This window comes from Streptomyces sp. AC555_RSS877, assembly GCF_019049245.1.
Classification (GTDB): domain Bacteria; phylum Actinomycetota; class Actinomycetes; order Streptomycetales; family Streptomycetaceae; genus Streptomyces.
The window spans coordinates 63,897-90,356 of the sequence record NZ_JAGMUK010000018.1; the positions used below are offsets into that span (position 1 = coordinate 63,897).

The following is a 26,460-nucleotide window of genomic DNA, read 5'->3' on the forward strand; positions in this document are numbered from 1 at the left end:
GTGTCGCTGTGGGCCGAACGGGTGACCATGCGTAAGAATTACCGGATGCAGACAGCAGTGCGAGCCGAGAACGGAGCATGCCGGTGAACAGCCACGATGTCACCGACGAACAGTGGGAGGGGCTCGCCCAGGTCGTGCCGCTGCGGGGCCGGGACGCCTGGCCCTCCTCGGTCGGTCACCGGGCCATGCCCGAGGCCGTCACCGAGACCCGGCGCCGCTTCGTGGTGTTGAGGGTCACTGTGTTCGCGGACGCCCGCGAGGTCGCCGAGACGCTGATGGCGGGCATACCCGTCCTCCTCGACCTCACCGCCGCGGAGACCGACGTCGCCAAACGCATCCTCGACTTCAGCACGGGGGTCGTCTTCGGGCTGGCGAGCGGCATGCACCGCGTCGACCGGAACGTGTTCCTGCTCACACCCGCCGGCACCGAGGTGACCGGACTGATGGAAGGCGTGGGTGTGCCCGGCACGTGAGACCGGTCCCCCGATCGTAGGAAGGTCCGCCGGACGGAACGGTTCGCCTGACGGCGGAGTCCTACGGTCCGCACATGACCGTGTCCTGCACGTCCCCCACGTCCGCCTTATCCCCCTCACCGGCGCCGTCCGGGGACGGCGGAGAGCGCCCGGACCGGCCGTGTGTCACCGAACTGCGCCTGTCCGCCTTCGCCGGGCACCGGCGTGCCGGGTTCCCGCTCGGCCCGCTCACCCTGTTCGCCGGGCCCAGCGGCTGCGGCAAGACGACCGCGCTGCGGGCGTACGAGGCACTCGCCCGGCTCGGCGGCGGAGCCGTGGTCGACGAGGTGTTCCCCGACCCGGCCGCCTGCGTCCCCGACCGCGCCCGGCCCGACGCCCAGCGCCGGCGCGGCTTCCGCATCGGCTGTACGGCCGACGGACCCGAGGGCCCGGTCCGGCTCGACGTCGCGGTCCAGGCCGAACCCAACCTGCGCATTGTGGGCGAGCGGTTGTCTACGGACGGCCTGGTCCTCCTGCAGACCGCCCTGCGCGACCCCTCGCGCCGCACCGTGCAGGCCGCCTGGCACACGGCGGGCTCCGCGCCGGTCACCCGCGCCCCGCTGCCCGACGACCGGCTCGGCACCGCCCTGCTTCCGCTGCGCGTCGCCGGCAAGACGGACGGGCAACGCCGGGTGCTCGCCGCCGCCGAACAGATGGTCGTCGCCCTGCGCTCGGTCTTCGCCTGCGATCCACGCCCCGGCCGGATGCGCGGTCCGGTCCCGACCGGCACCGGGCGGCTGCTCGGCGGCTGCGACAACCTCGCCGACGTGCTCGGGCGCACCCGCGCCGAGTGCACGCGACGACATGCGCAACTCGTCGCGGCGGTGCGCGCCGGATGCGCCGGCCCCGTCAAAGACCTGTACGCCGAACCGCTCACCGACGGGACCGTGCGCGCGCTGCTCGACCGGGGCGACGGGATCCGGACGCGGCTCGGGCGGCTGGGCGACGGCGAGTTGAGGTACCTCGCGCTGGCGCTGGTGCTGTTCACCGGACCCGGGGTGCTGGAGGTCGACCCGGTCGGCGAGGTACCGGCGGCCCTGCAGACCCTCACCGTGCTCGCCGACAACCTCGACCGGGGCCTCGACCCGCGCCAGCGGGCCGAACTGCTGCGGCTGGCCGCCCGGATGTGCGACCGCGGGCACATCCGCCTGGTCGGCGCGGTGAGCGACGCGTCCTGGGCCGCCGGTCTGGCGGGAGTCACGGTGGTACACCTGGAGCCGTGACCGAACCTCTCGACGTGGCGAAACTGCAGCGCAGGCTGGCCGAGTTCGCCGCCGCCCGCAACTGGCAGCCGTACCACACCCCCAAGAACCTCGTCGCCGCGCTCAGCGTGGAGGCGTCCGAACTGGTCGAGATCTTCCAGTGGTTGACGCCGGAGGAGTCCGCCCGCGTCATGGCCGACCCCGAGACCGCGCACCGCGTCACGGACGAGGTGGCCGACGTCCTGGCGTATCTCCTGCAGCTGTGCGAAGTGCTCGGTATCGACCCGCTGGCGGCGCTGGACGCCAAGATCGACCGGAACGAGCGGAGGTTTCCGGCGCCGTAGTGGCGCTCGCGGGACCAGGCGCGTCCGCGGGAGCAGCCCGCCCGTTGGGGGAACCGGCGCGTCCGTTATTACTCTCCGGAGTCAGAAATCGAGCCGAAATCGATTCGTTGTCCGAAGATTTCCGCCTTCCTCTGGCTTTTTGTCTCAGGCGCCCTCACTCTGGGTAGTGAACAAGGGAGTTCGGGCGGACGCGCCGCGCGCGCGTCGGACAGACGGGGGCAGCGCATGGACGCTGTGCGGCTCATCGTGGCGAGCAGACGCGCCCTGGCGGGAGGCGGTGACCCACCGCACGTCATGGCGGAGGTGTGGCAGGCGCAGGCCCTGGCCCAGGCGATAGGCAGCCGCCTCGCGGTCGCGGGCCCACCCGAACTGCGGGGTGAGGCGCTGGGGTTGACCGAGCTGGCGGGCAGAGGCTGCGGTGTCCTCGACCGTCCGGACATCGACATGGAACATCTCCGTGCCGCCCAGCTCACCGACCTGGGCGACGCCCGCCAGGCGCTCCTCTGCCTCGGCGGCCTGCTCGGCGAGGTGGGCATCGCCCTGGTGGGCCTCGCCAGCGCGGCGGACGACGAGGGCACGTACTGGCAGTGCATGGAGGCGATCGACGCGGCGGACGAGTCGAGGGACAGGGTCCTGGACATGCTGCGAAGACTGGCCGACAGGGACGAGGCGTTGCCGGCGTAGGGGTGGTGGAGGCGCGGTCGTGCCGCCCGTCCGCGGGCGGCGCCCCGTAAGCGCCGGGCTGCGCGACCCACCCCCCACGCCGACCCGCCCGGTCCGCCCGGAAGCGAACGGCCGTCAGCCGGTCTCCCCGTCCTCCACCGCTCCGCGCCCCGCGCTCCCGGCCGACTGCAGGTCCGCGTCCAGCGCCGACAGGTCCGCGTTCAGCGCGGCCATCAGCTCCTCCATCTGCTGGAGCAGCCCCTTCGGCTGCCCGGTGGCGGCACCGGCACCCCCGCCCTGATGCGGCACTGTTTCCTCGGACATGACGGCCTCCTAGGCCCAAGGCCCCTCGGGGCCGACGCGGGTGACGGACGACGACGCCCCGGGGCGACCGTCCGGTGCGGGCGCCGGTCGGTCCGGCTCCGCCGAGCCAACGATCACCGTCGTACCGGGTCACTGGCGAGGTCGCTCCCCGGGTGCGGCCTCGACGGATTCTCACCCGACCGGGCACGGGTGCGACCCAAGGGACCGATGAGGTTGACCGCGATCGCAGCGTGCAGGATGGAGGCATGGATCTCCGCATCTTCACCGAGCCCCAGCAGGGCGCCACCTACGACACCCTTCTCTCCGTCGCCAAGGCCACCGAAGACCTCGGATTCGACGCGTTCTTCCGCTCCGACCACTACATGAAGATGGGCTCCGTGGACGGCCTCCCCGGCCCCACCGACGCCTGGATCACCCTGGCGGGCCTGGCCCGCGAGACGAAGCGCATCCGGCTCGGCACGCTGATGACCGCCGGAACGTTCCGGCTGCCCGGCGTGCTCGCCATCCAGGTCGCGCAGGTCGACCAGATGTCCGGCGGCCGCGTCGAACTGGGCCTGGGCGCGGGCTGGTTCGAGGAGGAGCACGCGGCGTACGGCATCCCGTTCCCGAAGGAGAAGTTCGGGCGACTGGAGGAACAGCTGGAGATCGTCACCGGCCTGTGGGCGACCGCGATCGGCGAGACCTACGACTTCCACGGCACGTACTACGACCTCACCGACTCGCCCGCGCTCCCCAAGCCCGCCCAGCGCAAGATCCCCGTGCTCATCGGCGGCCACGGCGCCACCCGGACCCCGCGGCTGGCCGCGCGGTACGCCGACGAGTTCAACATGCCGTTCGGCTCGATCGAGGACAGCGAGCGCCAGTTCGGCCGGGTGCGTGCCGCCGCCGAGGAGGCGGGCCGCAAGGCGGACGAGATCACCTGCTCCAGCGCCCTCGTGGCCTGCGTCGGCAAGGACGACCAGGAGGTCGCCCGCCGGGCCGCCGTCATCGGCCGCGAGGTCGACGAGCTGAAGGCCAACGGCCTGGCCGGCACCCCGTCCGAGGTCGTCGACAGGATCGGCCGCCATGCCGATGCCGGCTGCGAGCGGATCTACCTCCAGATCCTCGACCTGTCGGACCTGGACCACCTGGAGCTCATCTCCGCGCAGGTGCAGTCGCAGCTGTCGTAGCTGTCGGAGCGCGCCGAAAGGTGACTGTGACAAGCCTGTGGCCGGAACTGTGGCCTCCGCCACAGGTGATGTGATCCGGATGCTGGTGGGGTGGCCCGATGCGCAGAGCCACCCCCTTACTCCCGGTCCTTGTCGCCGCCCTGCTTCTGGCAGGCTGCGGCTCGGAACGCGCCGGCTCCCCGGGCGGCGGAGCCGGCCCGACGCCCCGGAGCTCGGTGTCCGATCCGGGGCTGGACGGTGTGCGGGTCACCGGCGTGACCCTTCCGTCCCCCTCGACGCCCGGGATCGTTGCCGCGTACTCCCCGGTCTCCGCCGCCTACGAAGTGGTCAACGACAGCTCCGAAGCGCTGACGTACACGATCCTGTTCGACTTCACGACGGCCGCCGGCCAGGTGGTGACCAACACCCGCCAGACCGTGCGGCAGGTCGAGCCGGGCAGAACCGTGCGGGGGACCGTCGACATGCCGCTCCTGACGGGAGGCGGCGGGGACATGAAGGTGACGCGGGCGAAGGTCTCCCAGGTCACCAGCGTCCTCGCGGCCGAGGCGCCGGCCGAGCCGGGCAGGTGCCCCTCCTCCGGGATCAATGTCACGACCGACGAGGGCGACGCCGCCATGGGGCTGCGTGTCGTGGGGCTGTGGCTGGAGAACTGCGGCACCGCCGACTACCACGTCGAGGGCTATCCGCAGCTGACCCTCCTCGACGAGGACCGCGAGCCGGTCGACGGCGTCAGCATCCTCCGGGGCAGCGGCGGCATCACCACCGCCGTCACCGGCTCCGACGACCCGCCCCGGCCCGTGACCCTGAAGCCCGGCGAACGCGCCCGAGCGAGTCTGGTGTGGCGCAACACGACCCAAGGCGGCGTCGCCGTCAACGCTCCCTACGTGAGGGTCCGGGCGAAGTCCGGCGCCGCACCCGTCACGGTGACCCCTCACCTCGACCTCGGCACCACCGGAAAGCTCGGGGTAAGCCCCTGGCAGGCGGAGGAGCGCCGACAGCTCCGATAATCGAAAGCGCCGGTCGGCGGGGCTGTGGGATCGTATGACCGTCGTCCTGCCGCGCCCTCAGGATCACCTCCCTGAGGGCTTTCGCACGTACGACAGCCATCACATCCACCGGCCGGAGAGGCCTCCCCGTGTTTCTGACGATCAGCACCACCGGTACTCCCGAACGCCCCGCCACCGACCTCGGTTTCCTGCTGCACAAGCATCCCGAGAAGGCGCAGGCGTTCTCCACGTCCTACGGCACGGCGCACGTCCTCTACCCCGAGGCGGATGCCGAGCGCTGCACTGCGGCGCTGTTGCTGGAGGTCGACGCGGTGGCGCTGGTCAGGCGCGGCAAGGGCAAGGGGCGGGGCGGCGCACCCGACGCGGCACTCGCGCAGTACGTGAACGACCGCCCGTACGCCGCCTCCTCGCTGCTCGCCGTGGCGCTGAGCGGCGTGTTCTCCAGCGCGATGCGGGGCGTGTGCGGCGCGAGGCCCGAAGCCGCCGAGGAGACCAGGCCGTTGCGCATCGAGGTGCCCGCGCTTCCGGCCAGGGGCGGCCGGGAACTCGTACGACGTCTCTTCGAACCGCTCGGCTGGGCGGTGACCGCCGAACCGGTGGCTCTGGACAGCGAGTTCCCGGAGTGGGGCGACTCGCGGTACGTCCGTCTCGTACTGGAGTCGCAGGCGCTGACCCTCGCCGAGGCGCTGCGTCACCTGTACGTGCTGCTCCCCGTCCTCGACGACGCCAAGCACTACTGGGTGGCCCCCGACGAGGTCGACAAGCTGCTGCGGGCCGGTGAGGGCTGGCTGCCCGAGCACCCGGAGCAGAAGCTGATCACCAGCCGCTATCTGTCGCGCCGCTGGTCCCTGACCCGGCAGGCGATGGAGCGGCTGGAGCTCGTGCGGCTGGCCGAAGCCGACGACACGGACGTCGAGGAGATCGACAACGCCGTGGAGGCGGAGGCCGAGACCGAGGAGAAGCCGACCCCGCTCGCCGTGCAGCGCCGCGACGCGATCGTCGCCGCGCTCCAGGCGTCCGGCGCCGCCCGGGTGCTCGACCTCGGCTGCGGGCAGGGTCAGTTGGTGCAGGCGCTGCTCAGGGACCCGCGGTTCACCGAGATCGTCGGCACCGACGTGTCGATGCGGGCACTCACCATCGCCTCCCGGCGGCTGAAGCTGGACCGCATGGGGGAGCGGCAGGCCTCGCGCGTCCAGCTCTTCCAGAGCTCGCTGGCGTACACCGACAAACGGCTCAAGGGGTACGACGCCGCTGTGCTCAGCGAGGTGATCGAGCACCTCGACCTGCCCCGGCTGCCCGCCCTCGAGTACGCGGTGTTCGGGTCGGCCCGTCCGCGCACGGTGCTGGTGACGACCCCGAACGTCGAGTACAACGTCCGCTGGGAAAGCCTTCCGGCCGGGCACGTCCGGCACGGCGACCACCGCTTCGAGTGGACGCGCGCGGAGTTTCGCCAGTGGGCGGACGCGGTGGCCGAACGGCACGGCTACGGAGTGGAGTTCGTCCCCGTCGGACCGGACGACCCCGAGGTGGGACCGCCCACGCAGATGGCGGTGTTCACGATGAAGAGCGTGACCGAGAAGGAGGCGAAGGCGGCATGACCGAGACCGAGAGCAAGACCGGGACGCAGAACAAGGGACGGGTTCTCCCCGTCACCGACCTCTCCCTCGTCGTCCTCGTCGGCGCCTCCGGCTCCGGCAAGTCCACCTTCGCCCGCCGGCACTTCAAGCCCACCGAGATCATCTCCTCCGACTTCTGCCGCGGCCTGGTCTCCGACGACGAGAACGACCAGAGCGCGACCCGGGACGCCTTCGACGTCCTGCACTACATCGCGGGCAAGCGCCTCGCCGCCGGCCGCCGCACGGTCGTCGACGCGACCAGCGTGCAGCAGGACAGCAGGCGGCAGCTGATCGACCTGGCCAGGCAGTACGACGTGCTGCCCATCGCCATCGTGCTCGACGTGCCGGAGGAGGTATGCGCGGAACGCAACGCGGCCCGCACCGACCGCGCCGACATGCCGCGCCGCGTGATCGGCCGCCACATCCGCGAACTCCGACGCTCCGTACGGCACCTGGAGCGCGAGGGCTTCCGGAAGGTGCACATCCTGCGAGGCGTCGAGGACGTCGAGACCGCCACCGTCGTCACCGAGAAGCGCTTCAACGACCTGACCCACCTCACCGGCCCCTTCGACATCGTCGGCGACATCCACGGCTGCGCCTCCGAACTCGAAACCCTGCTGGGCAAGCTCGGCTACACCGACGGCGTCCACCCCGAGGGCCGTACCGCGGTCTTCGTCGGCGACCTCGTCGACCGCGGTCCGGACAGCCCGGGCGTGCTGCGCCGCGTGATGTCGATGGTGCGGTCGGGCAACGCCCTGTGCGTGCCGGGCAACCACGAGAACAAGTACGGCCGCTACCTCAAGGGTCGCAACGTCCAGCACACCCACGGACTCGCCGAGACCATCGAGCAGATGGAGGGCGAGAGCGAGGAGTTCAAGCAGCAGGTACGGACGTTCATCGACGGGCTCGTCAGCCACTACGTCCTCGACGGCGGCCGGCTGGTCGTCTGCCACGCCGGTCTGCCCGAGAAGTACCACGGCCGCACCTCCGGCCGGGTCCGCTCGCACGCCCTGTACGGCGACACCACCGGCGAGACCGACGAGTTCGGGCTGCCGGTGCGCTACCCGTGGGCGGAGGACTACCGGGGCCGGGCGGCGGTCGTCTACGGGCACACCCCGGTTCCGGAAGCCAGTTGGCTCAACAACACCATCTGCCTCGACACCGGTGCCGTCTTCGGCGGCAAGCTCACCGCGCTGCGCTGGCCGGAGCGCGAGCTGGTCGACGTACCGGCCGAGCGGATGTGGTACGAGCCGGCGAAGCCGCTGCGCAGCGAGGCGCCGGGCGGGCACGACGGACGCCCGCTCGACCTCGCGGACGTGCACGGCCGCCGGGTCGTGGAGACACGGCACGCGGGCCGGGTGTCGGTCCGGGAGGAGAACGCGGCGGCGGCCCTGGAGGTCATGAGCCGCTTCGCGGTCGACCCGCGGCTGCTGCCGTACCTGCCGCCGACCATGGCACCGACCGCCACGTCCCACATCGAGGGGTACCTGGAGCACCCCGCCGAGGCCTTCGCCCAGTACCAGGAGGACGGCGTCGAGCGGGTCGTGTGCGAGGAGAAGCACATGGGCTCACGGGCGGTGGCCCTGGTGTGCCGGGACGCGGAGGCGGCCGCCAGGCGCTTCGGTGTGGACGGCCCCACGGGCTCGCTCTACACACGCACCGGCCGCCCGTTCTTCGACGACGAGTCGGTGACGGAGGAGATCCTGGGCCGCCTGCGGACAGCGATCGGCGAGGCGGGCCTGTGGTCCGAACTCGACACGGACTGGCTCCTGCTGGACGCCGAACTGATGCCGTGGTCGCTGAAGGCGTCCGGCCTCCTGCGGTCGCAGTACGCGGCCGTGGGCGCCGCCTCCGGAGCGGTGTTCCCGGGTGCGCTGGCCGCCCTGGAGGGCGCGGCGGCACGCGGCGTCGACGTGGCGGACCTGCTCGCCCGTCAGCGCGAACGGGCCGGCACCGCCGCGAAGTTCACGGACGCCTACCGGCGCTACTGCTGGACCACGGACGGCCTCGACGGCGTCCGCCTGGCACCGTTCCAGATCCTCGCCGTGCAGGGCCGCAGCCTGGCCGCCCTGCCGCACGACGAGCAGCTGGCCCTGCTCGACCGGCTCGTGGAGCACGACAGCACCGGTCTGCTCCAGACCACTCGACGCCTGTACGTCGACACCGCCGACCCGAAGTCGGTGCGAGCCGGCGTCGACTGGTGGCTGGAGATGACCGGCCGCGGCGGCGAGGGCATGGTCGTCAAGCCGGTCGGCGCGGTGGTGCGCAGCGCGGCCGGCCGCCTGGTGCAGCCCGGCATCAAGTGCCGGGGCCGCGAGTACCTGCGGATCATCTACGGCCCGGAGTACACGAGCCCGGAGAACCTCGCCCGGCTCCGCGGCCGGTTCCTGAACCACAAGCGCTCCCTCGCGATCCGCGAGTACGCGCTCGGCCTGGAGGCACTGGACCGGCTGGCCGAGGGGGAGCCGCTGTGGCGGGTGCACGAGGCGGTGTTCGGGGTGCTGGCGCTGGAGTCGGAGCCGGTGGACCCCAGGCTGTAGCCGACGACAGCGCCCCGTGGGACCGCCGGGGTCGATTTCCGGCCGAGTCGCCCAACTGCGGGGCGCCCGGCCGGACTTCGTCCCGCGCGTCCCCGCTTGTCCCTGGTGAACCGCCAGTTGCCGTGCTAACTTCGCAGGCCGGTCAGGCAGGCGTACCGGCTTCATGGGGGACAGTCGGTGGAGACAGGCGCGGGGTGGGACGGGCCCGAGGGCGGTTCCGCGCGCCCGCGGGGACTTCGGCTCCTCCAGGACCTGACCGACGGCCTGTGCGAGCTGAGCTGCACGGAGGACTCCGAGAGCCGCCGCCAGTTCGCCGCGGTCCTCGGACAGCACCTCGGCCGGCCGGTCGACGTACGAGGTGTCCGGCAACGCGAGGACGTGGTGGCGCTGGTGCGCGTCGCGCTGAACGTGGCGGGCGGGGAACGCGTACTGGTCGGGGTGGTCCGCCTCCTCGAAGGAAACCCGGCGGGCGACGAACTCGACCGGCTGATCGACCCCTTCCCGGCCGCCGCCCTCGAGACGCCGCTCGGCCCCCTCAGCCGCGACGACGAGAGCAGTGCCCGCGCCGTCCTGGCCAAGGGCGAGATCTCCGCGAGCCGGCTGCGCGACGACCTGGTCGGCGAGCTCAACGGCCTCGACCTGCCCACCGGGCTCTTACCGGAGCAGCTGCTGACCCACGTCCTGGAGTGGAACACCCAGCCCGACGGTCTGCCGCCCGCCGTGCTCCTGCTGGACCGGGCGGCCCGGCTCGCCCTCGCCCCCGGCCATCGCGCAGCCCTCTCCGGCTGGGCCGACGACTGGGCCCGACGCGCCGGGCTCACCAAGGAACTGGAGCGGCGCAGGGCCGCCCGCCCCGCCGCGGTGAGCGACCCCGACATCCCGCGCTGCCTGATCGTCGCCGTCGAGCCGGCCCGGGACGGCACCGGCGAGATCGTCGTACGACCCTGGCTCAACACCGTCCCCGGTCACTGGAACCCCCAGCCCGGCGAACCGGCCACCACCACCCTCGACGGCCTGGGCACCGCCGTCGAACAGGCCCTCGGGCAGGGCGCCCGGCTCTGGTCGGTGCCGCGCGAACCCGACCCCGGCGGCCGACTGCAGCCGCCGCCGTACATCGAGTTCCTGCTGCCGTACGACCTTCTCAACCATGACGTGGCCGCGCTGACGCACCGGATCGGCGACGGGCGTCCGCTGCCGCTCGGGCTGAAGTACGGGGTGCACCTGCGGAGCCTGGAGCGCATGCGCAGCAAGGACACCCTGGTCAGGGAGCAGTGGCGGGAGCGCTGGCGCGTCCTGCGGGAGCACGGGGTCACGGTGCACGGCTGGAGTGAACCGGATGGTGGGCGCCTGGACGCATGGCAGGCGGTGCTCGCTGGGGAGAACAGACATACGGCCGTGGTGCTGGACGCCCCGGCCGACCGCCTTGCCCTGGAGGCGCTCAAGGCCGCCATCGCGGAAGGGATCGGACTCGCGGTCTGGGACCGCAGAGGGGTTTTCGACGAGGAACGCCGGGAGGTGGTGACCGCCGTGTTCGCCGCCGTGCCGACCCCCGCGCAGATCCCGACGGCCATTCACCGGCTGCGCCAGAAGGCCGAGTTGAACAACCTGGGGCCGAGCCGGTTCCTCGGCCGTCACATCGGCTTCTTCTGGGACGACCCCACCCGGCTCGTTGACATCGATCCCGGCGATCTCGCCGGCGAGGAGGCACCGGCATGAGCGCGCACGAGCAGACGTCCCCGAACGGCTGGCGCGTCTTCCACGCCACGGGCAGCGCCCCCACCGTCCCGCCCCGGCTGCCGGAGCCGCCGCCCTGGCGCCGGTTCCGCGGCGAACCGCTCCAGCCGGCCCCGCCGGACGACCCGGAGGCCGCACTGCGCCGCCTGGGCCCCGGCGACGTCACCCCGCAGCTCGGCCCCGACGAGATCGACACCGTCAACGCCGCCCTGCTGCTGCGCAGGCCCCTGCTGATCACCGGCCCGCCCGGCGTCGGCAAGTCCACCCTCGCCTACCTGATATCCCGCGAACTGGGCCTGGGCCGGGTTCTGGAGTGGAACATCGTCAGCCGTACGACCCTGCGCGACGGCCTGTACGTCCATGACGCCATGGGACGGGCCCAGTCCATCGCCGCCTGGCAGGCGGGACTGAGGGACGCGGGCTTCACCGAACCGGCCGGCCCGCGGGCGGCCGGCGAGGCCCCCGGTGCGGGGCCCGTCGAGGACGTCAACACGGCCCTCTCGTCAAGAGATCGTCAACTCCCGCCCTCCTTAGGCGACTTCATCACCCTCGGCCCCCTCGGCACCGCCCTGCTGCCCTACGATCGTCCCCGTGTGCTTCTCGTCGACGAGCTCGACAAGAGCGACATCGACCTGCCGAACGACCTGTTGCACGTCCTGGAGAACGGAAACTATGACGTCCCCGAGCTGGTGCGCGACGCCGCGGACACCGCGCGCGTCCACACCAGCGACCCCGGGGGTCACGCCCTGGTGCGCGGCGGCCGGGTCGAAGCGCGGGAGTTCCCGGTCGTGGTGATCACCAGCAACGGGGAGCGCGAGTTCCCCGCGGCCTTCCGCCGGCGCTGTCTGCCGCTGGAGATGCGCACCCCCACCCGACAACAACTCCTGGCCATGGTCGAAGGACACCTCGGAGCCCGCCCGCAGGGCACCGAAGACCTGGTCGACCTGTTCGTTCAGCGGGTCCAGGCCGGCGGAACCCACTCCCTCGACCAGCTACTCAACGCTGTCCAGATGACTACCGCGGGTGGTTTCCAGGCGGATGGTGACGGGCGTAAGCTCGTGGAAATGCTGCTCCGCGACCTCGCGAAGGGCCGCTGAATGACCGGCTTTCCCAGGGAGCGCGCGTCCGGGCTCGGCGACGAAGGTCCCGTTTCGGGGTCGTCGCCTCCTTCGGCGTTCTCCGAGTCCGTCGAGAACCCGCGAGAGCACGGAGCGACCTTCCCCGCCGCCCTGGACCAGGACGCACCGGCCCGCCCGCCCCACGTCGAGGAACAGTCCGCGCCGCGCTGGCAGGAGGTCGCCGACGCGGTCTGGCTCGCCGCCCACTGGTCCCACCACGACCGCCCGGCCGGCGAGGACGCGGCGCAGCACCCCGACACCACACCCACGACCCCACCGCACGCCGGTACGGACGCCGCCGCCGTACGGGACCCCGACGCGCCCGCGGTCGACAGGGCGGGCCCCGCCGCCGATGCCGTGCAGCCGCCACGGCGCTCGCCCACCGACGCCGGCACCCCCGGCCTGCAGGTCCCGCCGCTCGGGGACCCCGCGCACCGGCCCGGACTGTCGGACACCGACCGCGTCAGTGGTGAACTCGCCGTCCCCGTCCGGCTGTTACCCGATCCCGAAGGGCCTTTCGCGCTGCACGTGGGGCGACCCCTGCTGCCCGACGACCGCCCGCAACAGGCGCCCGGCCGGGCCACCGCCCTGCTCGCGCGCGCCCTGCACCAGCTCGCCCGGCGCATCCCCTCCCGCGACACCCTGGAGCTCGACGAGGAGACCACCGCCGAACAGGGCCTCGTCGACGGCATGTGGATGCCGTTCCTGCGGCCCGCCCGTACCTCCACCTTCGACCTCGTCGTGCTCACCGACGACGCGCCCACCATGCGCATCTGGGAGGAGGCCGCCGGCCGGCTCGCCCGGGCCGCCGAGCACAGCGGCGCCTTCCGGGGCGTGCGCACGGTCCGGGTGAACGTGCCGCGCTCCGGGTCCGCCACCTTGCGCTGGAGCACCGGACGGACCGCCGCCGACCCCGCCGAACTCCTCGACGGACGCGGCGGCCGCATCTTCCTCGTCGTCACCGACGGCCTCGCCCACGGCTGGGCCGCGCCCGCCGCCGACGAACTGCTCGGCCGGCTCGCCCACGCCGGCCCCACCGCCCTCGTGCACCTGCTGCCGCCGCACCTGCGCCACCGCTCCTCCCTCTACCCCTACCAGGCGGTTCTGGAGGCCGGCGGCTTCGGCGCCGCCAACGACGGCCTCGCCCACTGGGCGCCGCCCGGCGGCCCCGACCCGCTGCGCCCGCTGCCCGCTGCGGGCGACGGCTCGGTGCCGGTGCCGGTGCTGTCCCTGAAGGCCGGATCCGTCGCCGCCTGGGCCGACCTCGTCACCTCGGAGCGCGGAGTCCGCCGCGCCCTGCCCGTCGTCCTGGCCGGCACCCTCACCAAGGGCGCCCCGGCGCCCGGACTGCGCGCCCCGCGCTTCCCGCGAGCCGCCACCGCCGCCGTACGCCGGTTCTTCACCCTCGCCACCCCCGCCGCACGCCGACTCGCCACCCAACTCGCCACGATCCCCTTCGAGTTCGACCTCGTGGAACAGCTGCGGCGGCGCACCATGCCGGAGACCGGACCCGACCACCTCGCCGAGATCCTTATGGGCGGGCTGATCGACTGGGACAGCGGCGGCGAGGGCCGTCCCGAGTTCGCCGACGGGGTCCGCGAGGCGCTGCTGGCCACCACGACCCGCAGCCAACTCGCCCGCACCGTCAGCGTGGTGGGCGAGCTGCCCGCCGCCGGCGCACGGGGCGTCGCCCTGCGCGCCGCCCTGCGCGACCCGACCGGCACCACACTGCCCGACCCCGCCGAGCACGGCTGGGTACGCAGCGAACTGGCCGTGATGCGCGCGCTGTCGGGACCGTACTCCGAACGCGCCAGACGCATCGAACCCAACCTCGCCAGGCTCGGGTCCGGTGCGGCCGAACGGGTGGCTGTCCGTTTGCCCGCCGCCTCACTCCCTGAGGTGAACCACGCGGGCAGCGGGGGGTCAGCGGGCGGCGGAGATGGCAGGGATCCAGCAGACGTCCCCGACGGACCTGGAGAACCGCCCGTGCAAAGCCTGGTAACCGACGCGATCCAACAAGAAGCCCCGGAGGCTGAGCAGCTCATGCAGAGCACCACGACCGCAACACCGGCTCTTCTGGTGAACGTTCCCCTCAGGAACACGTCGTTCGTCGGCCGCCAGACGCTGCTGAGGTCCGTGGAGGAGCAGCTCAGCGCCCAGGACACCGCGGCCGTCCTGCCGCACGCACTGCACGGCCTCGGCGGCGTCGGCAAGTCCCAGCTCGCGCTGGAGTACATCTACACCCACCAGCACGACTACAAGGTGATCTGCTGGATCCCCGCCGAGCGCGAGAGCCTCATCCTGGCCGCCCTCGCCAGTCTGGCCGCCCAGCTGGGCGTCGCCCCGACCGGTCAGGACAGCCTCGGCGCCCCCGCCGCCAACACCGCCGTGCCCGCCGTACTGGAGGCACTGCGCGCCGGGGCGCCGTACGACAACTGGCTGCTCGTCTTCGACAACGCGGAGGACGTCGAGGCGGTACGCAACTACTTTCCCACCAACGGGCCCGGCAAGGTCATCGTCACCTCCCGGAACCGGGCCTGGGAACGGGTCGCCACCCCGCTGCCGGTGAACGTCTTCGAGCGCGAGGAGTCCATCGAACTCCTCCAGAGGCGCTCGCCGGACCTGAGTGCCGAGGACGCCGACCGGCTCGCCGAGGCCCTGGGCGACCTGCCGCTCGCCGTCGAGCAGGCGGGCGCCTGGCGCGCGGTCACCGGCATGCTCGTCGACGAGTACCTCGACCTGCTCGCCCAGCGCAGCCCCGAGATCCTCGAACTCGACCCGGCCCCCGACTACCCGGTCTCGGTCGCCGCCGCCTGGGACATCTCGCTGGAGCGGATCCAGCAGAACAACCCCGGCGCCCGGCAGCTCCTCGACATCTGCGCCAGCATGGCCCCCGAGCCGATCCCGCGGTCCATGCTGCGCGGCAGCCGGGGCGTCAGCATCACCGCCGAGATCGACCCGCTGCTGCGCGAGTCGATCCGGCTGAACCGCGCGGTGCGCGACCTCAGCCAGTTCTCGCTGATCAAGGTGGACCCCCGCTCCGACAGTCTGCAGATGCACCGCCTGCTGCAGACCGTACTGCTCGCCAAGCTGAACCCCGAGGAACGGGAGCGAATGCGGAACGCCGCGCACCAGCTGCTGTCGGCGGCGAAGCCGGGCCCCTACGGCTCGTCGCTGGAGTGGCCCGCCTACCAGGCACTGCTGCCGCACGTGCTCGCCTCGGAGTCGGTGGCCAGTTCCGACACCTGGGTGCGGGACCTGGTCTCCGACACCGTGTGGTTCCTCTACTACTGGGGAGACCACCAAGGCGCCGCGGACTACGCCCGGCAGGCGTGGAACGCCTGGCTCGCGGCTTCCGGCGAGGACGACCTCCAGGTCATTCGCATGACCAAGAGCCTTTCGTTCCTGCTGCGGCAAATCGGACAGGTACCCGAGTCGATCCCTCTCAACGAGAAGGCGCTGGAGGCCTCCCGCCGCCAAGACGTCGAGCCCGAGGAACTGATCCACTCCCTGAGCCAGATGGCCGACGCCCGCCGCTACCAAGGCCGGTTCCAGGAAGCGCGGGACCTGGGCCAGGAGGCCACCGAGCTGGCCCGGTCCCTGTTCGGCTCCGACGACCCCGTCACCCTGAGTGCCACCCACAACTGGGTCGTCGACCTGCGGCTGTGCGGCCAGTTCAAGGAGGCGCTGCCACTCGACCAGGAGAACGCCCGGCTGCGTGACCTGCTGTTCGGCCCTGCCAGCTTCTTCACTCTCAACACGCTCAACGCCCTGTCCATCGACATGCGGGAAAGCGGCGACTACCCAGGCGCCCGTGACTTCCAGGAGGACGTCCACCGGCGGGCGCGCACCGCGCTCGGCGAGGAACACCCGCTCACCCTGCGCATCGCCCGCAACCTCGCGGTGTGCCGGCGCCGCGACGGGGCGCTCGCCGAGGCCGCCAAGCTCGCCGAGGAGACCCTGCGGCGCTTCGTCGCCCGCTACGGTCCCGACCACTTCGACTCGCTGTCCACGGCGATCAACCTGGCCGTCGACCAGCGCCTGTCCGGTGACCTCGACAGCTCCCGCCAGCTGGCCGACGTGACCCTGCGGCGCTACGAGCAGAGTCTCGGCGAGGACCACGCGTACACGCTGCTGGCCCGCGCCAACCTGGCCGCCACGCTGCGGACGCTCGGGTCCCTCGACGCCGCGCAGGAGCACGAGGACGCCGCGGCAGACCGACTGGCCGACACGGTGGGCGACCGTCACGTCATGACCCTGACCGTCGCCATCGGCCAGGCCAACACGGCGTACGCCCGCCTGGACTTCGAGCGGGCGCACGAGATCGACGAAGCCAATCTGCCGCTGCTCGCCGAGGTAGCGGGCGAGGACCACCCGCTCACCCTCTCCTGCACGGCCAACCTCGCGCTGGACCTGCGGGGGCTTGGCCGCGGCCCGGAGGCGGACGAACTTCAGCGCAAGGCAGTGGACGGCTTCACCCGGATCCTGCGGGCCGACCACCCGTGGCTGCTGGCGGCCCGCCAGCGGCGGCGGATCGAGTGCGACATGGCGCCGATGCCGCTGTAGCCTCCGGCGGTCGGGCGGGGGTTGTCGGGGTGGGCGCGGGTTGTTTTCACAGTGCGGGCCGGTGGGCGCCGGTCGCGCAGTTTCCCGCGCGCCTGGGGTGTCAAGCCTTCCCGCGGTGGGGTGGCAGCGTATGTCTGTGGCGGGGAGGCGGGGTTGTCGCGACGGTGTGGACTGGTCGCGCAGTTTCCCGCGCGCCTGGGGTGTCAAGCCTTCCCGCGGTGGGGTGGCAGCGTATGTCTGTGGCGGGGAGGCGGGGTTGTCGCGACGGTGTGGACTGGTCGCGCAGTTCCCCGCGCGCCTGGGGTGTCAAGCCTCCCCGCGATGGGGCGTCAGCCCAGGTCTGCCGCGGGGACGGGGTCCGCATGGACCGTGTGGGGGCGTTCGGCCAGGCGGCGGACCAGGAGGAGCAGGGGCTGGGTGAGGAGGGTCGTCGCCAGGGCCATGAAGACCAGGACCGTGTAGAGCGGCTTGCTCAACAGGCCCGCCTGCAGTCCCGCGTTCAGGGCGATCAGTTCGGTGAGGCCGCGGGCGCTCAGCAGGACCCCGACGGTCCGCGCGTCGTCCCGGTCCAGCCCGCCCAGCCGTGCGGCCACCGTCCCGCTGCCGATCTTCGTCGTGATCGCCAGGACGGTCACCACCAGCAGGGCGACCCAGCCCGTGGCGTCCATGGTGTTCAGTGCGACGGACTGCCCGGAGACGACGAAGAAGAAGGGCAGGAGCAGCGAGCTGACGTCGTGCAGCGGCCGCACCAGTTCCGGATCGAGGGTTCCGCCCTCCTCCCGGGGCACGACGACCCCGGCGAGCAGCGCGCCGAAGATGACATGCAGTCCGAGGGAGTGCGTGACCCAGGCCGACCCGAGGGCGAAACCGATCAGCAACGCCAGTCGCAGCGAGGGCTCCATCCGCGTCCGCGGCCCCCACAGCAGCCGCAGCAGCAGTGGCCGGGCGCACACCAGCATCAGGGCGGTGAAGCCGACCGCGAGCAGCGCCCGCCACGGCCATCCCAGCGCGTGCTCGCCGCTGTCGCCGTCCATCAGCGTCCCGGCCAGCACGGTCCACCCGATCACGTCGAGCAGTCCGGCCGCCGACACGGCCACCACGCCGGGCACCGTACGGGCCAGGCCGTTCTCCCGCACTATGGCCGTCAGCACCGGCACCGCCGTTATCGACAGGGCGACCCCGGCGAACACCACCATGGCGGGGGAGAGGTCCCGCGGCATGCCCAGGTCCCGCAACTGCGCCTGGAACAGCAGTGCACAGCCGCTGCCCACGGCCATCGGCACCACGAAGGCCGCCAGCGCCACCGTGACCGCCGTGCGCGCCCGTGCGCCCAGGACCTTCAGGTCCAGTTCGTAACCCACCGCGAACAGGAACACCACCAGGGCGAACTGCGCGAACCCGGTCAGGGCCGGACCGATGCCGTCGGGGAACAGCTTGTCGTAGGTGTCCGGTGCCAGGCTGCCGAGCAGTGAGGGGCCGAGCGCTATGCCCGCGGTCAACTGGCCGACGATGTAGGGCTGTTTCAGCTTCCGTGCCAGCCAGCCGGCGGCGTGTGCGGCCACCAGGATCAGGGCCGAGGCCCCCACGAAATGCGTGATCATCGTGTCAGGGCTCACGGTGTCCCCCTGGTGTCCAGTTGTCGGGGCCGTCTCCGGCCTCTTGAGGGTCTTCGCATGTGTGCTCGACCCCAACCTCCTTATGATACTGGTAAGTTGACGTCGCAACGGAAGTCGTACACAACGCTGCACGGGTGTCACGGGGGGCACATGACGGCGGTCGTCTTCATTCACGGCACAGGAGTGCGCGAACCCGGCTTCTCGAAGCTCGCGGGGCGCGTGGCGGCCGGGCTGACCGCCCTGCGCGACGGACTGCGCATCGTGCCGTACTACTGGGGAGGCACGCACGGCGCCACGCTCGCCGCAGGCGGGGCGAGTCTGCCCGCGCAGGCGGGGGGTACGGCCCGGGGCATCGGCCTCGCCGAAACCCCGGCCGCCGTCGATGACGACACCGCGGCCGCCTGGGCCGCCCTCTACACCGACCCGTACGCCGAGCTCGCCCTCGCCGCGGCCGGCGGTGACCTGGTCGTGGAGCGCCCGCCCGGTTCCGTACCGCCGGAACAGGAGCTCCAGGCCCGGCTGGCCGCGCTCGCCGCCCGAGGGGACGCCCTCGCCGCCGAGTTGGGCCCCGGGCTGGCCCGCGCGGCCACCGGCCTCGCCGCCCATCCGCTGCTCGGCCCCGCCGCCGGCGCCCTCGGCCCCGACGACCTCGCCCCTATCGCCGCCCGCAGCCTGGCCGCCCGGGTCATCGCCGACGCCCTGGACGCCGACACGCCGCTCGTTCCGGTCGGCGACACCCGGGACGCCGTGGTCGACCGGCTCGCCGAAGCCCTCGGCGCACCGCCCCGGGGCACGGAACGCGGCCTGCGCTCCCTGCTGCTGCGGGCCGCCGGATCCGCCGCGTCCCATGCCGTCGTACGCCGTCGGCGCGCCCTCACCGAGGCCGCGCACCCCGCCGCCGCGGACATCCTGCGCTACCTCAGCCGCGGCGAGGCGGTCCGCGCGGACCTGCGCACGCTCGTCGCGGGCCTGGAGCCACCCGTGGCGCTGGTCTGCCACAGCCTCGGCGGGATCATCGCCCTGGACACGCTGATCGCCGCCCCGCTGCCCCAGGTCCGCCTCCTGGTGACCGCCGGCTCCCAGGGGCCCTTCCTGTACGAGTCCGGCGCCCTGCCCACGCTCGACCACCCCGTCCCGCTGCCGCCGCACGTCCCGGACTGGCTGAACCTGTACGACCCCCGCGACCTGCTCTCCTACCTCGGCGCCGCACTGTTCCCGGGCCGCGTCACCGACATCGCCGTCGACAGCCGCCAGCCGTTCCCCGCCGCCCACAGCGCCTACTGGACCAACCCCGCGGTGTACCGGCACATCGTGGACCGCCTGCCGTGACGGGGCGCGAGCCGGTCACGGATCCCACCCGGGTGCACGCCCTGATCGTCGGTGTCGAGAGGTACGACGCCGGATCCGGCTGGGACCTGCCCGGGCCCGCCCGGGACGCGGTCGCCTTCCACCGGCTGCTGCGCGACGCCGGGGTGCCGCAGGACCGGCTCCGGCTCCACCTCGCCCCTTTGCCGCCGTACGTCCCGGACCTCCCGTACCGGCCGGCCGACCACGCCACGGTGCGCCGCGCCCTCGTCCGGGAACTCCCCCTGGCCCAGGGGGACGTCCTGTGGGTGTGGTGGGGCGGGCACGGAGTCCTCGACCGGGCCGGTCACCTGCGGCTGTTCTGCGCGGACGCGACCACCGCCGACAAGCTGGGCATCGACCTGGACTCCGCGCTCGCCCGGTACGCCGGTGACGCCGTGCCCGCCTTCGCCGAGCAGCTGTGGATCGTGGACGCCTGCGAGACCTTCGAGGAGACCCTCGGCTTCCGGGAGGCCCTGCCGCCGGACGCACTGCCCGTGGGGCGGCGCAACCTCGCCCACCGGCAGACCCTGCTGCGGGCCGCCGGGCGCGGCCGGGCCGCCGCCAACGACCCCGGGCGCGCCACGGGCCTCTTCTCCGAGGTGCTGCTCGGTCTGCTGGCCGACCGCGCGTCCGCTCTGCCCGACCCGCCCGATCCGGAGGAACTGTTTCCGGCCGTACGAACGCGTATCGCGGCCCTCAGGGAAGCGGGCCGTACTCTGCAGTATCCCGAGATCCGGCTGCAGAGCCCCGAACGCACCGAGATCGTTCCTCTGGCAGGCCAGGGCCCCGGCCCGCGCCCGGTCTCGCCGCTGCTGCGGGCCGTGGAGGCGCTGCTCGCCTACCCGTTGATGTACGACCCCACCGAACGGCAGACGGTGGTCGGCGCGTTGACCCCGCGTGTCACGGCGACACTGCCCCGTCACACGAAGGCCCGCACGGACGCCACCGGCATACTCAACGGGCTCGCCCGGCATCACCCGCAAGCCCTGCGGGAGCTGTTCGACGCCGTGGTCTCGCTCGACGACGACCCTGAGCGCGCGGCCGAACTCGACGCGGCACTCCGAGAATTCGAGGCCTCGGTGAGACGCCGAAACGATCGGAAATGATCGAGTGGCGTGATCGTACGGTTTTCGACCCGGGCATGTATGGCCATGATGGAAAAGGACACGGGCACGGGGCATCGCGTCCCGCCGTGCGAGAAGGGGGAGCACCTTGGACCAGCCGCCCGCACTGCACCACCCCGCAGCCACCGCTCGCGCGTCGGCCGCCGCTCGGCATGCCGACGTCTGGGAGTCGGATCTGGCGGACCTCGCGGCGCTGCCCTTGACCGCCGTGGACGGTCTCGCCCCGCTCCACCCGAACGCCCGTCTTCTCGAGGAGGTCCTGCGCGCCCGCAGCAGCATCCGGGGCGGAGGCGAGGGGTAAAAGGAGGGCGCCCGCGCCGAAAGGGCGGGCTTGCCCCGACGGCAGAACCCTGACGAGGCCCTGGGCGCCCGTCGGGGTGCTCGCATGCCCGCACCCGCGACCGGAGGTTCCCCGACCATGAGCAGTCAGCAGAGCCCCGCCCCGTTCCGGATGCCCGAGCGGCTGTTCGCGGAACTGGCCGCGGGCGGTGGCTCCGCGGCGGCCGTCGCCTTCCTCGAACGAGGCGAACGGGCCCGCCGGTTACTGCTCCTGCGCACCCTGCTGGACCGCCTCGACACCCTCCCCACACCGCTGACCCCGGCCGCCGAGGCCTGGCACGTCCTGAAGGACGCGGCCGAGCGGGCCCCCGAGCCGGTCGACCGACTGCTGCTCGCCCCCGCGACCGGCGGCTGGATCGCTCACGTCCTGCGCCGGGCCCACGGCACCGCGTCGGGACCGCCCCTGTGGGCGGAGGCCGGCCACCTGTGCGCCCTGGCGGTCACGGCGTCCCTGTACGCCGGTACGAACGCCCAACTCCGGGTCCCTCTGGTGGACGGGGCGCTGACCCTGCCGGGGCTGGGTCTGGCCCGACTGCCCGAAGGGGAACGGGGGCTGACGGTAGGGCGCGCCCGTACGAGCGGGGGAGAGCTGACTCTCGCGGGGCCGGGGCGCGACGGGGACACGACGTCCGTGACGGTCCGGCCGGGGAGGGTGCGGTTGGGGAGCCAGGCAGAGCGGATCGGGGAGGTCGGCGCCGCGTACGGGGGTCCGACGCGCGAGACGTCTGCGGCGGCCGGAGCAGGAACCTCCTCCTGGCTCCCCCTGCGCAGGCTCACCCACCTGACCTCCGCCGGCACCGTCGGCATACCCCTCGACGACCTCGATCCCTACCGCGACCTGGACGACCCCCTGCCGCCCGCCCGGCTCGACGCCGCGGAGGCGGTGGCGTGGCAGCGGGTGTTCGAGGAGGCCGCCGCCGTGCTCGCGGTGCCGGGCGGGGCCGGGCCCGGGCGGCTGGACCCGGCCTGGATCCGGTCGATCGTTCCCTGGGGCCGTACGCGTACGGCCCCTCCCGCCCCGCCGACCGTACAGGTCTCCGCCTCCAGCGGGGACTCCTTCGGCGCGATGGTGATAGCCCGCCCCTCCGCCGCGCTCGCCCTGGCCGAGACGCTGGTCCACGAGTTCCAGCACAGCAAGCTGGCCGCCCTCCTCCACCTCTTCCCCCTGCTCGACGACGACCGGGAAGAGCGGTACTACGCCCCGTGGCGCCCCGACCCGCGCCACCTCACCGGCCTGCTCCACGGGGCGTACGCCTTCACCGGCGTCGCGGGCTTCTGGCGGGACCGCATGGCCGCCGCGCGGGACGGCCGGGCGGCCGTCGAGGACGAGGCCGGGTACCACTTCGCGCTGCGGCGTGTGCAGAGCCGGCTCGTCGTGCGGACGCTGCTGGCCGAGGGCCGTCTCACCGTCCAGGGCCGCGCCCTGGTGTCCGGCCTTGCCCGTACGCTGGACGGCTGGCTGCGCGAGCCCGTCCCCGCCGCCGCCCTCGCCCGCGCCCGTACGGCCGCCGCCCTGCACCGCACCGAGTGGCGGCTGCGCAACGTGGCTCCGGTGGACGACTCGGCGTACCCGGCGGGCACTCCGCGCCTTCGCCCCGACCGCACCTCCTGGCCGGACCTGCGCACCCACGTCTTCGCGACGCGTCCCACCGCCCCGCAAACAGCCGACGAGCACCTCGCCGCCGGTGACCCGGCCGCCGCGCTCGCCCGTTACGCCGACGAACTGGCCGCCGACCCCGCCGAACCGCATGCCCTCGCCGGCTGGATCGTCGCCCGCGCCACCCTGGACCCCGGCCGCACGGCCCGCCGCATGCTGGCCCGCCCCGAACTGCTCCAGCCCCAGCCCAGCGGCTGACCCGGCGCCGGGCGCCGCCTCACCCCACCAACCGCAACCGCTCCCCGCAGACGCCGATCCGCACCGACTGCCCCCAGGTCAGCTCCACCGCATCCGTCTCCATCCCGTCCCCGAAGGCGATGAGCCGCTCCGACTCGACGGTGATGTGGAGACCGGACGACGCGGTGAGTTCCCCGGCCACCGACGACGTGCCGGTGGCCGGGGACGGCCAGGCCTCGCGGACGAACCACAGCAGGCGTGGCTCGGTGGGCGAGGGCAGGGGCCAGTGGCCGCCGCGCTCCTGCCACACCGACCGGATCCACCCGGTCGCCCCGGTGCCCGTGCCCACGAGCACCCCGGAAGAGGCCTGGGCCTCGACGACACCCCCGTCGCCCTCCAGGCCCAGGCGGTATCGGGCCGTCTGATGTCCGACGGCTGCCAGGCAGATCTCGTTGAGCGCGACGACCCGCTGGGTGTCGTCGGCGACGGCCTCGACCATCGTGCGTTCCTCGACGCCGGCGGAGCGGGTGAGGACCGCCGGAAGCAGCGCGGCCGCGTCGCGCGGGCGGTGCCGGACCAGCACCCCGGGGTTGCGTCCGGGGTCGGTGTCGATGCCCACCACCGGCTGCCCCCCGAGGTACTTGGCGACGTTCGCCACCAGCCCGTCCTGCCCGACCACGACCACCACGTCCTCGGGCGCGAAGAGGAAACGGTCCAGGTCGGCCCGCTCCACCCGTGCCTGACGCCAGGTCAGCGGAACCGCCGAGCCGACCTCGGTCAGCGCCTGCCGCGTCCGGCGGTACCGCTCGGCGAGCTCCGCGATGTCCCGGCCCCGGGAGGACAGGAAGAAGGCGGCCTGCCCGTGCGTGCCGTGCCGGGCCACCAACTCCTCGTACTCCGTGGTGCGATGGACGACGACGACCCGGGGTGCGAGGCTCACTCCTGCTCCCGCGCGCCCAGCTTGGCCAGCAGTCCGGTCAGCACGTCCGGTGACACCGTCACGCTCTCGATGCGCGGCAGGTTCTCCGCGAGCCGTGTCCCGGTGAGCGCGTGCAGCGTCGCCACGTCCACCTCCGCGTGGACCCGCAGCCAGGCGGCCTGCGCCTGGGCCCGCGCCTCGCCGAGCTCGCGCGCCCCTTCCGCCTCCGCACGGGACAGCCGTACGGCACGGGCCGCCTCGGCCTCCGCGAGCCGCACCGTGCGTGCCGCCTCCGCCTGTGCCCGTACGGCGTCCGCCGCCGCGTGCTCCTCGGCCTCCCGCCGGGCGTTCGTGCCGCGCTGGTCGACCAACTGCTCCTCGCGGCGGGCGAGTTCGATCTTGCTGGCCAACTCGTTCTCCGCGATGGCCCGTTCCCGTTCCACCGCGAGGGCCCGCCGTCCGTACGTCGCCCGGTCGGCCTCCTGCTGGATCTGCTCGCGGGCCGGGGTGCGCAGCGCGCGCTCCACCTCGGGCTCCGGTCGCAGCGCCACCACGCGTACGGCGACCACCTCGATGCCGGTCGCGGGCAGCCGCGGTTCGGCTTCCAGACCGGCCGTGATCCGCTCGCGCACCGAGCTGACGCCGTCGACCAGCGCGGCCGCCAGCGGCGTACGCGCCAGGACGTCCAGCGCGTGCTGCTGGGCCGTCTCGGTGAGCAGTGTGGCGAGCTGCTCCAGCGGCGCGCCCCGCCACACGCCGGTGTCCGGGTCGATGGAGAAGTCGAGGCGGGCGGCGGCGACGCCCGGGTCGTCGATGCGGTAGGTGACCGTCGCCTGCACCGCCACGTCCTGGAAGTCGGACGTACGGGCGTGGAACGTCATCGCCAGTTCCCGGTCGTCGACCGGTATCTCCGACAGCGCTGCGGTCAGCGACCGGAACCAGAAGCTCAGCCCCGGCCCGTCGTGCAGCAGGCGGCCCGCGCGGTGGTGCCGGATGTGAGCCGTCGGTGCGCCGCGCAGGTGGCGCAGGCCGAGGCGCCGGGTGATGTCAGCCATGGGATCCCCTCGCTTTTCGTCTGAGCGACGATAACCGGACGAGGTGATTATCGTCAAGGGGACGAAAACAAGTGGTCACGGAAACACGTGAGCGACGGGTCAACCCGCCCCCCAATGGTCAGGATGGAGGCATGGGATTCCATGTCGACTCCGAGGCCGGGCGCCTGCGCCGCGTCATCCTGCACCGGCCGGATCTCGAGCTCAAAAGGCTCACCCCCAGCAACAAGGACGCGCTCCTCTTCGACGACGTGCTCTGGGTGCGCCGGGCGCGTGCCGAGCACGACGGGTTCGCCGACGTGCTGCGCGACCGCGGTGTCGCCGTGCACCTCTTCGGGGACCTGCTCACCGAGGCCCTGGAGATCCCGGCGGCCCGGACGCTCGTCCTGGACCGGGTCTTCGACGAGAAGGAGTACGGGGTGCTCGCCACCGACCACCTCCGGGCCGCCTTCGAGACCCTGCCCGGCCGGGACCTGGCCGAGGTTCTGGTCGGCGGCATGACCAAGCGGGAGTTCCTGGAGATGCACGAGGAGCCGACCTCCGTGCGCTTCCATGTCATGGAGCTCGACGACTTCCTGCTCGGTCCGCTGCCCAACCACCTCTTCACCCGCGACACCTCCGCCTGGATCTACGACGGCGTCTCCATCAACGCGATGCGCTGGCCCGCCCGGCAGCGCGAGACCGTGCACTTCGAGGCGATCTACCGGCACCACCCGCTGTTCCGTGACGAAACGTTCCGGATCTGGTCGGAGGGGCAGGTCGACTATCCGTCGACCATCGAGGGCGGGGACGTGCTCGTGATCGGCAACGGCGCCGTGCTCATCGGCATGAGTGAGCGGACTACGCCGCAGGCCGTCGAGATGCTCGCGCACAAGCTGTTCGACGCCGGCTCCGCCGAGTCGATCGTGGCCCTCGACATGCCGAAGGGGCGCGCCTTCATGCACCTCGACACCGTGATGACGATGGTCGACGGTGACACCTTCACCCAGTACGCCGGGCTCGGCATGCTCCGCTCCTACACCATCGAGCCGGGCGTCGGCGACAAGGAGCTCAAGGTCACCGACCATCCGCCGGAGCACATGCACCGCGCGATCGCCGCCGCGCTCGGACTGAACGAGATCCGTGTCCTGACCGCCACCCAGGACGTGCACGCGGCCGAGCGCGAGCAGTGGGACGACGGCTGCAACGTGCTGGCCGTCGAGCCGGGTGTCGTCGTCGCCTACGAACGCAACGCCACGACCAACACGCATCTGCGCAAGCAGGGCATCGAGGTGATCGAGATCCCGGGGAGCGAACTGGGTCGTGGGCGGGGCGGGCCGCGGTGCATGAGCTGTCCGGTCGAACGGGAGGGCGTATAGATCCGGAGAGGTCGAACGACAGGTCGTATAGAAATGTCGCAGGTCGTATAGACTTCCACGGTCATTGTTCTCGTAT

20 protein-coding genes are annotated in these 26,460 nt (G+C 72.8%); 16 read left to right on the plus strand and 4 right to left on the minus strand.

Translation table 11 applies throughout. The features are described from left to right. The first annotated feature begins 77 nt into the window (after positions 1-77). The 4 genes from KUM49_RS08435 to KUM49_RS08450 all read left to right on the plus strand — a co-directional run bounded on the left by KUM49_RS08435 (position 78) and on the right by KUM49_RS08450 (position 2,742). Positions 78-473: a cell division protein SepF gene (locus KUM49_RS08435; protein WP_217236096.1), complete on the plus strand. Its 396-nt coding sequence runs from the start codon at positions 78-80 to the stop codon at positions 471-473. Positions 474-547: 74 nt separating this feature from the next. After that, positions 548-1,735 carry an AAA family ATPase gene (locus tag KUM49_RS08440; RefSeq protein WP_254400929.1) on the plus strand — a complete coding sequence of 396 codons (1,188 nt, stop codon included), beginning with the start codon at positions 548-550 and terminating at the stop codon, positions 1,733-1,735. After that, positions 1,732-2,058 carry a nucleotide pyrophosphohydrolase gene (locus tag KUM49_RS08445; RefSeq protein WP_217236097.1) on the plus strand — a complete coding sequence of 109 codons (327 nt, stop codon included), beginning with the start codon at positions 1,732-1,734 and terminating at the stop codon, positions 2,056-2,058. The genes KUM49_RS08440 and KUM49_RS08445 overlap by 4 nt, the downstream gene beginning before the upstream one ends. Before the next feature lie 225 nt (positions 2,059-2,283). Next, positions 2,284-2,742 (plus strand): DUF6099 family protein, encoded by a 459-nt coding sequence (locus KUM49_RS08450; RefSeq protein WP_217236098.1) that lies wholly within the window; start codon positions 2,284-2,286, stop codon positions 2,740-2,742. A gap of 114 nt (positions 2,743-2,856) precedes the next feature. Here KUM49_RS08450 and KUM49_RS08455 read toward each other — a convergent pair whose 3' ends face one another. Continuing rightward, positions 2,857-3,045 (minus strand): hypothetical protein, encoded by a 189-nt coding sequence (locus KUM49_RS08455; protein WP_217236099.1) that lies wholly within the window; start codon positions 3,043-3,045, stop codon positions 2,857-2,859. Positions 3,046-3,290: 245 nt separating this feature from the next. Between KUM49_RS08455 and KUM49_RS08460 the strand changes: the two genes are divergently transcribed. From KUM49_RS08460 to fxsT, 7 genes are all read left to right on the plus strand, one after another. Then, a complete protein-coding gene (locus KUM49_RS08460) occupies positions 3,291-4,214 on the plus strand; it encodes an LLM class F420-dependent oxidoreductase (RefSeq protein WP_217236100.1) in 924 nt (307 codons plus the stop codon). A gap of 98 nt (positions 4,215-4,312) precedes the next feature. Beyond that, a complete protein-coding gene (locus KUM49_RS08465; protein WP_217236101.1) occupies positions 4,313-5,221 on the plus strand; it encodes a DUF4232 domain-containing protein in 909 nt (302 codons plus the stop codon). A 128-nt stretch (positions 5,222-5,349) separates the two neighbouring features. Continuing rightward, positions 5,350-6,819, plus strand: a complete 1,470-nt coding sequence (locus tag KUM49_RS08470) for a 3' terminal RNA ribose 2'-O-methyltransferase Hen1 (protein WP_217236102.1) — start codon at positions 5,350-5,352, stop codon at positions 6,817-6,819. After that, positions 6,816-9,377: a polynucleotide kinase-phosphatase gene (locus KUM49_RS08475; protein ID WP_217236103.1), complete on the plus strand. Its 2,562-nt coding sequence runs from the start codon at positions 6,816-6,818 to the stop codon at positions 9,375-9,377. The genes KUM49_RS08470 and KUM49_RS08475 overlap by 4 nt, the downstream gene beginning before the upstream one ends. A gap of 177 nt (positions 9,378-9,554) precedes the next feature. Continuing rightward, on the plus strand, positions 9,555-11,093 hold the full coding sequence (locus KUM49_RS08480; protein ID WP_217236104.1) for a hypothetical protein: 1,539 nt from the start codon (positions 9,555-9,557) through the stop codon (positions 11,091-11,093). Further along, entirely contained in the window at positions 11,090-12,208 is a 1,119-nt protein-coding gene (locus KUM49_RS08485) for a MoxR family ATPase (protein ID WP_217236105.1), read from the plus strand. The genes KUM49_RS08480 and KUM49_RS08485 overlap by 4 nt, the downstream gene beginning before the upstream one ends. Further along, entirely contained in the window at positions 12,209-16,795 is a 4,587-nt protein-coding gene (gene fxsT / locus KUM49_RS08490) for an FxSxx-COOH system tetratricopeptide repeat protein (protein WP_217236106.1), read from the plus strand. 329 nt (positions 16,796-17,124) lie between these two features. Here fxsT and KUM49_RS08495 read toward each other — a convergent pair whose 3' ends face one another. Continuing rightward, positions 17,125-18,411, minus strand: coding sequence for a cation:proton antiporter (locus KUM49_RS08495; RefSeq protein WP_217236107.1), 1,287 nt, complete (start codon positions 18,409-18,411; stop codon positions 17,125-17,127). Positions 18,412-18,561: 150 nt separating this feature from the next. Here KUM49_RS08495 and KUM49_RS08500 point away from each other — a divergent pair, with 150 nt between their 5' ends. The 4 genes from KUM49_RS08500 (at position 18,562) to KUM49_RS08515 (ending at position 23,076) form a co-directional block, all read left to right on the plus strand. Beyond that, positions 18,562-19,740: a hypothetical protein gene (locus tag KUM49_RS08500; protein ID WP_217236108.1), complete on the plus strand. Its 1,179-nt coding sequence runs from the start codon at positions 18,562-18,564 to the stop codon at positions 19,738-19,740. Next, a complete protein-coding gene (locus KUM49_RS08505; protein ID WP_217236109.1) occupies positions 19,737-20,864 on the plus strand; it encodes a caspase family protein in 1,128 nt (375 codons plus the stop codon). The genes KUM49_RS08500 and KUM49_RS08505 overlap by 4 nt, the downstream gene beginning before the upstream one ends. Before the next feature lie 106 nt (positions 20,865-20,970). Next, positions 20,971-21,183 (plus strand): hypothetical protein, encoded by a 213-nt coding sequence (locus tag KUM49_RS08510; protein WP_217236110.1) that lies wholly within the window; start codon positions 20,971-20,973, stop codon positions 21,181-21,183. Positions 21,184-21,300: 117 nt separating this feature from the next. Further along, positions 21,301-23,076 (plus strand): HEXXH motif domain-containing protein, encoded by a 1,776-nt coding sequence (locus KUM49_RS08515; protein ID WP_217236111.1) that lies wholly within the window; start codon positions 21,301-21,303, stop codon positions 23,074-23,076. Between the two features lie 19 nt (positions 23,077-23,095). Here the strand turns inward: KUM49_RS08515 and KUM49_RS08520 are convergent, their stop codons facing one another. Together KUM49_RS08520 and KUM49_RS08525 are read right to left on the minus strand one after the other, a co-directional pair. After that, positions 23,096-23,995 carry an NAD(+)/NADH kinase gene (locus KUM49_RS08520; protein ID WP_217236112.1) on the minus strand — a complete coding sequence of 300 codons (900 nt, stop codon included), beginning with the start codon at positions 23,993-23,995 and terminating at the stop codon, positions 23,096-23,098. Then, a complete protein-coding gene (locus KUM49_RS08525) occupies positions 23,992-25,029 on the minus strand; it encodes an SPFH domain-containing protein (RefSeq protein ID WP_217236113.1) in 1,038 nt (345 codons plus the stop codon). Before KUM49_RS08525 ends, KUM49_RS08520 begins: the two co-directional genes overlap by 4 nt. A gap of 131 nt (positions 25,030-25,160) precedes the next feature. Between KUM49_RS08525 and KUM49_RS08530 the strand changes: the two genes are divergently transcribed. Then, positions 25,161-26,384 (plus strand): arginine deiminase, encoded by a 1,224-nt coding sequence (locus KUM49_RS08530; RefSeq protein WP_217236114.1) that lies wholly within the window; start codon positions 25,161-25,163, stop codon positions 26,382-26,384. The last annotated feature ends 76 nt before the right edge of the window (positions 26,385-26,460 follow it).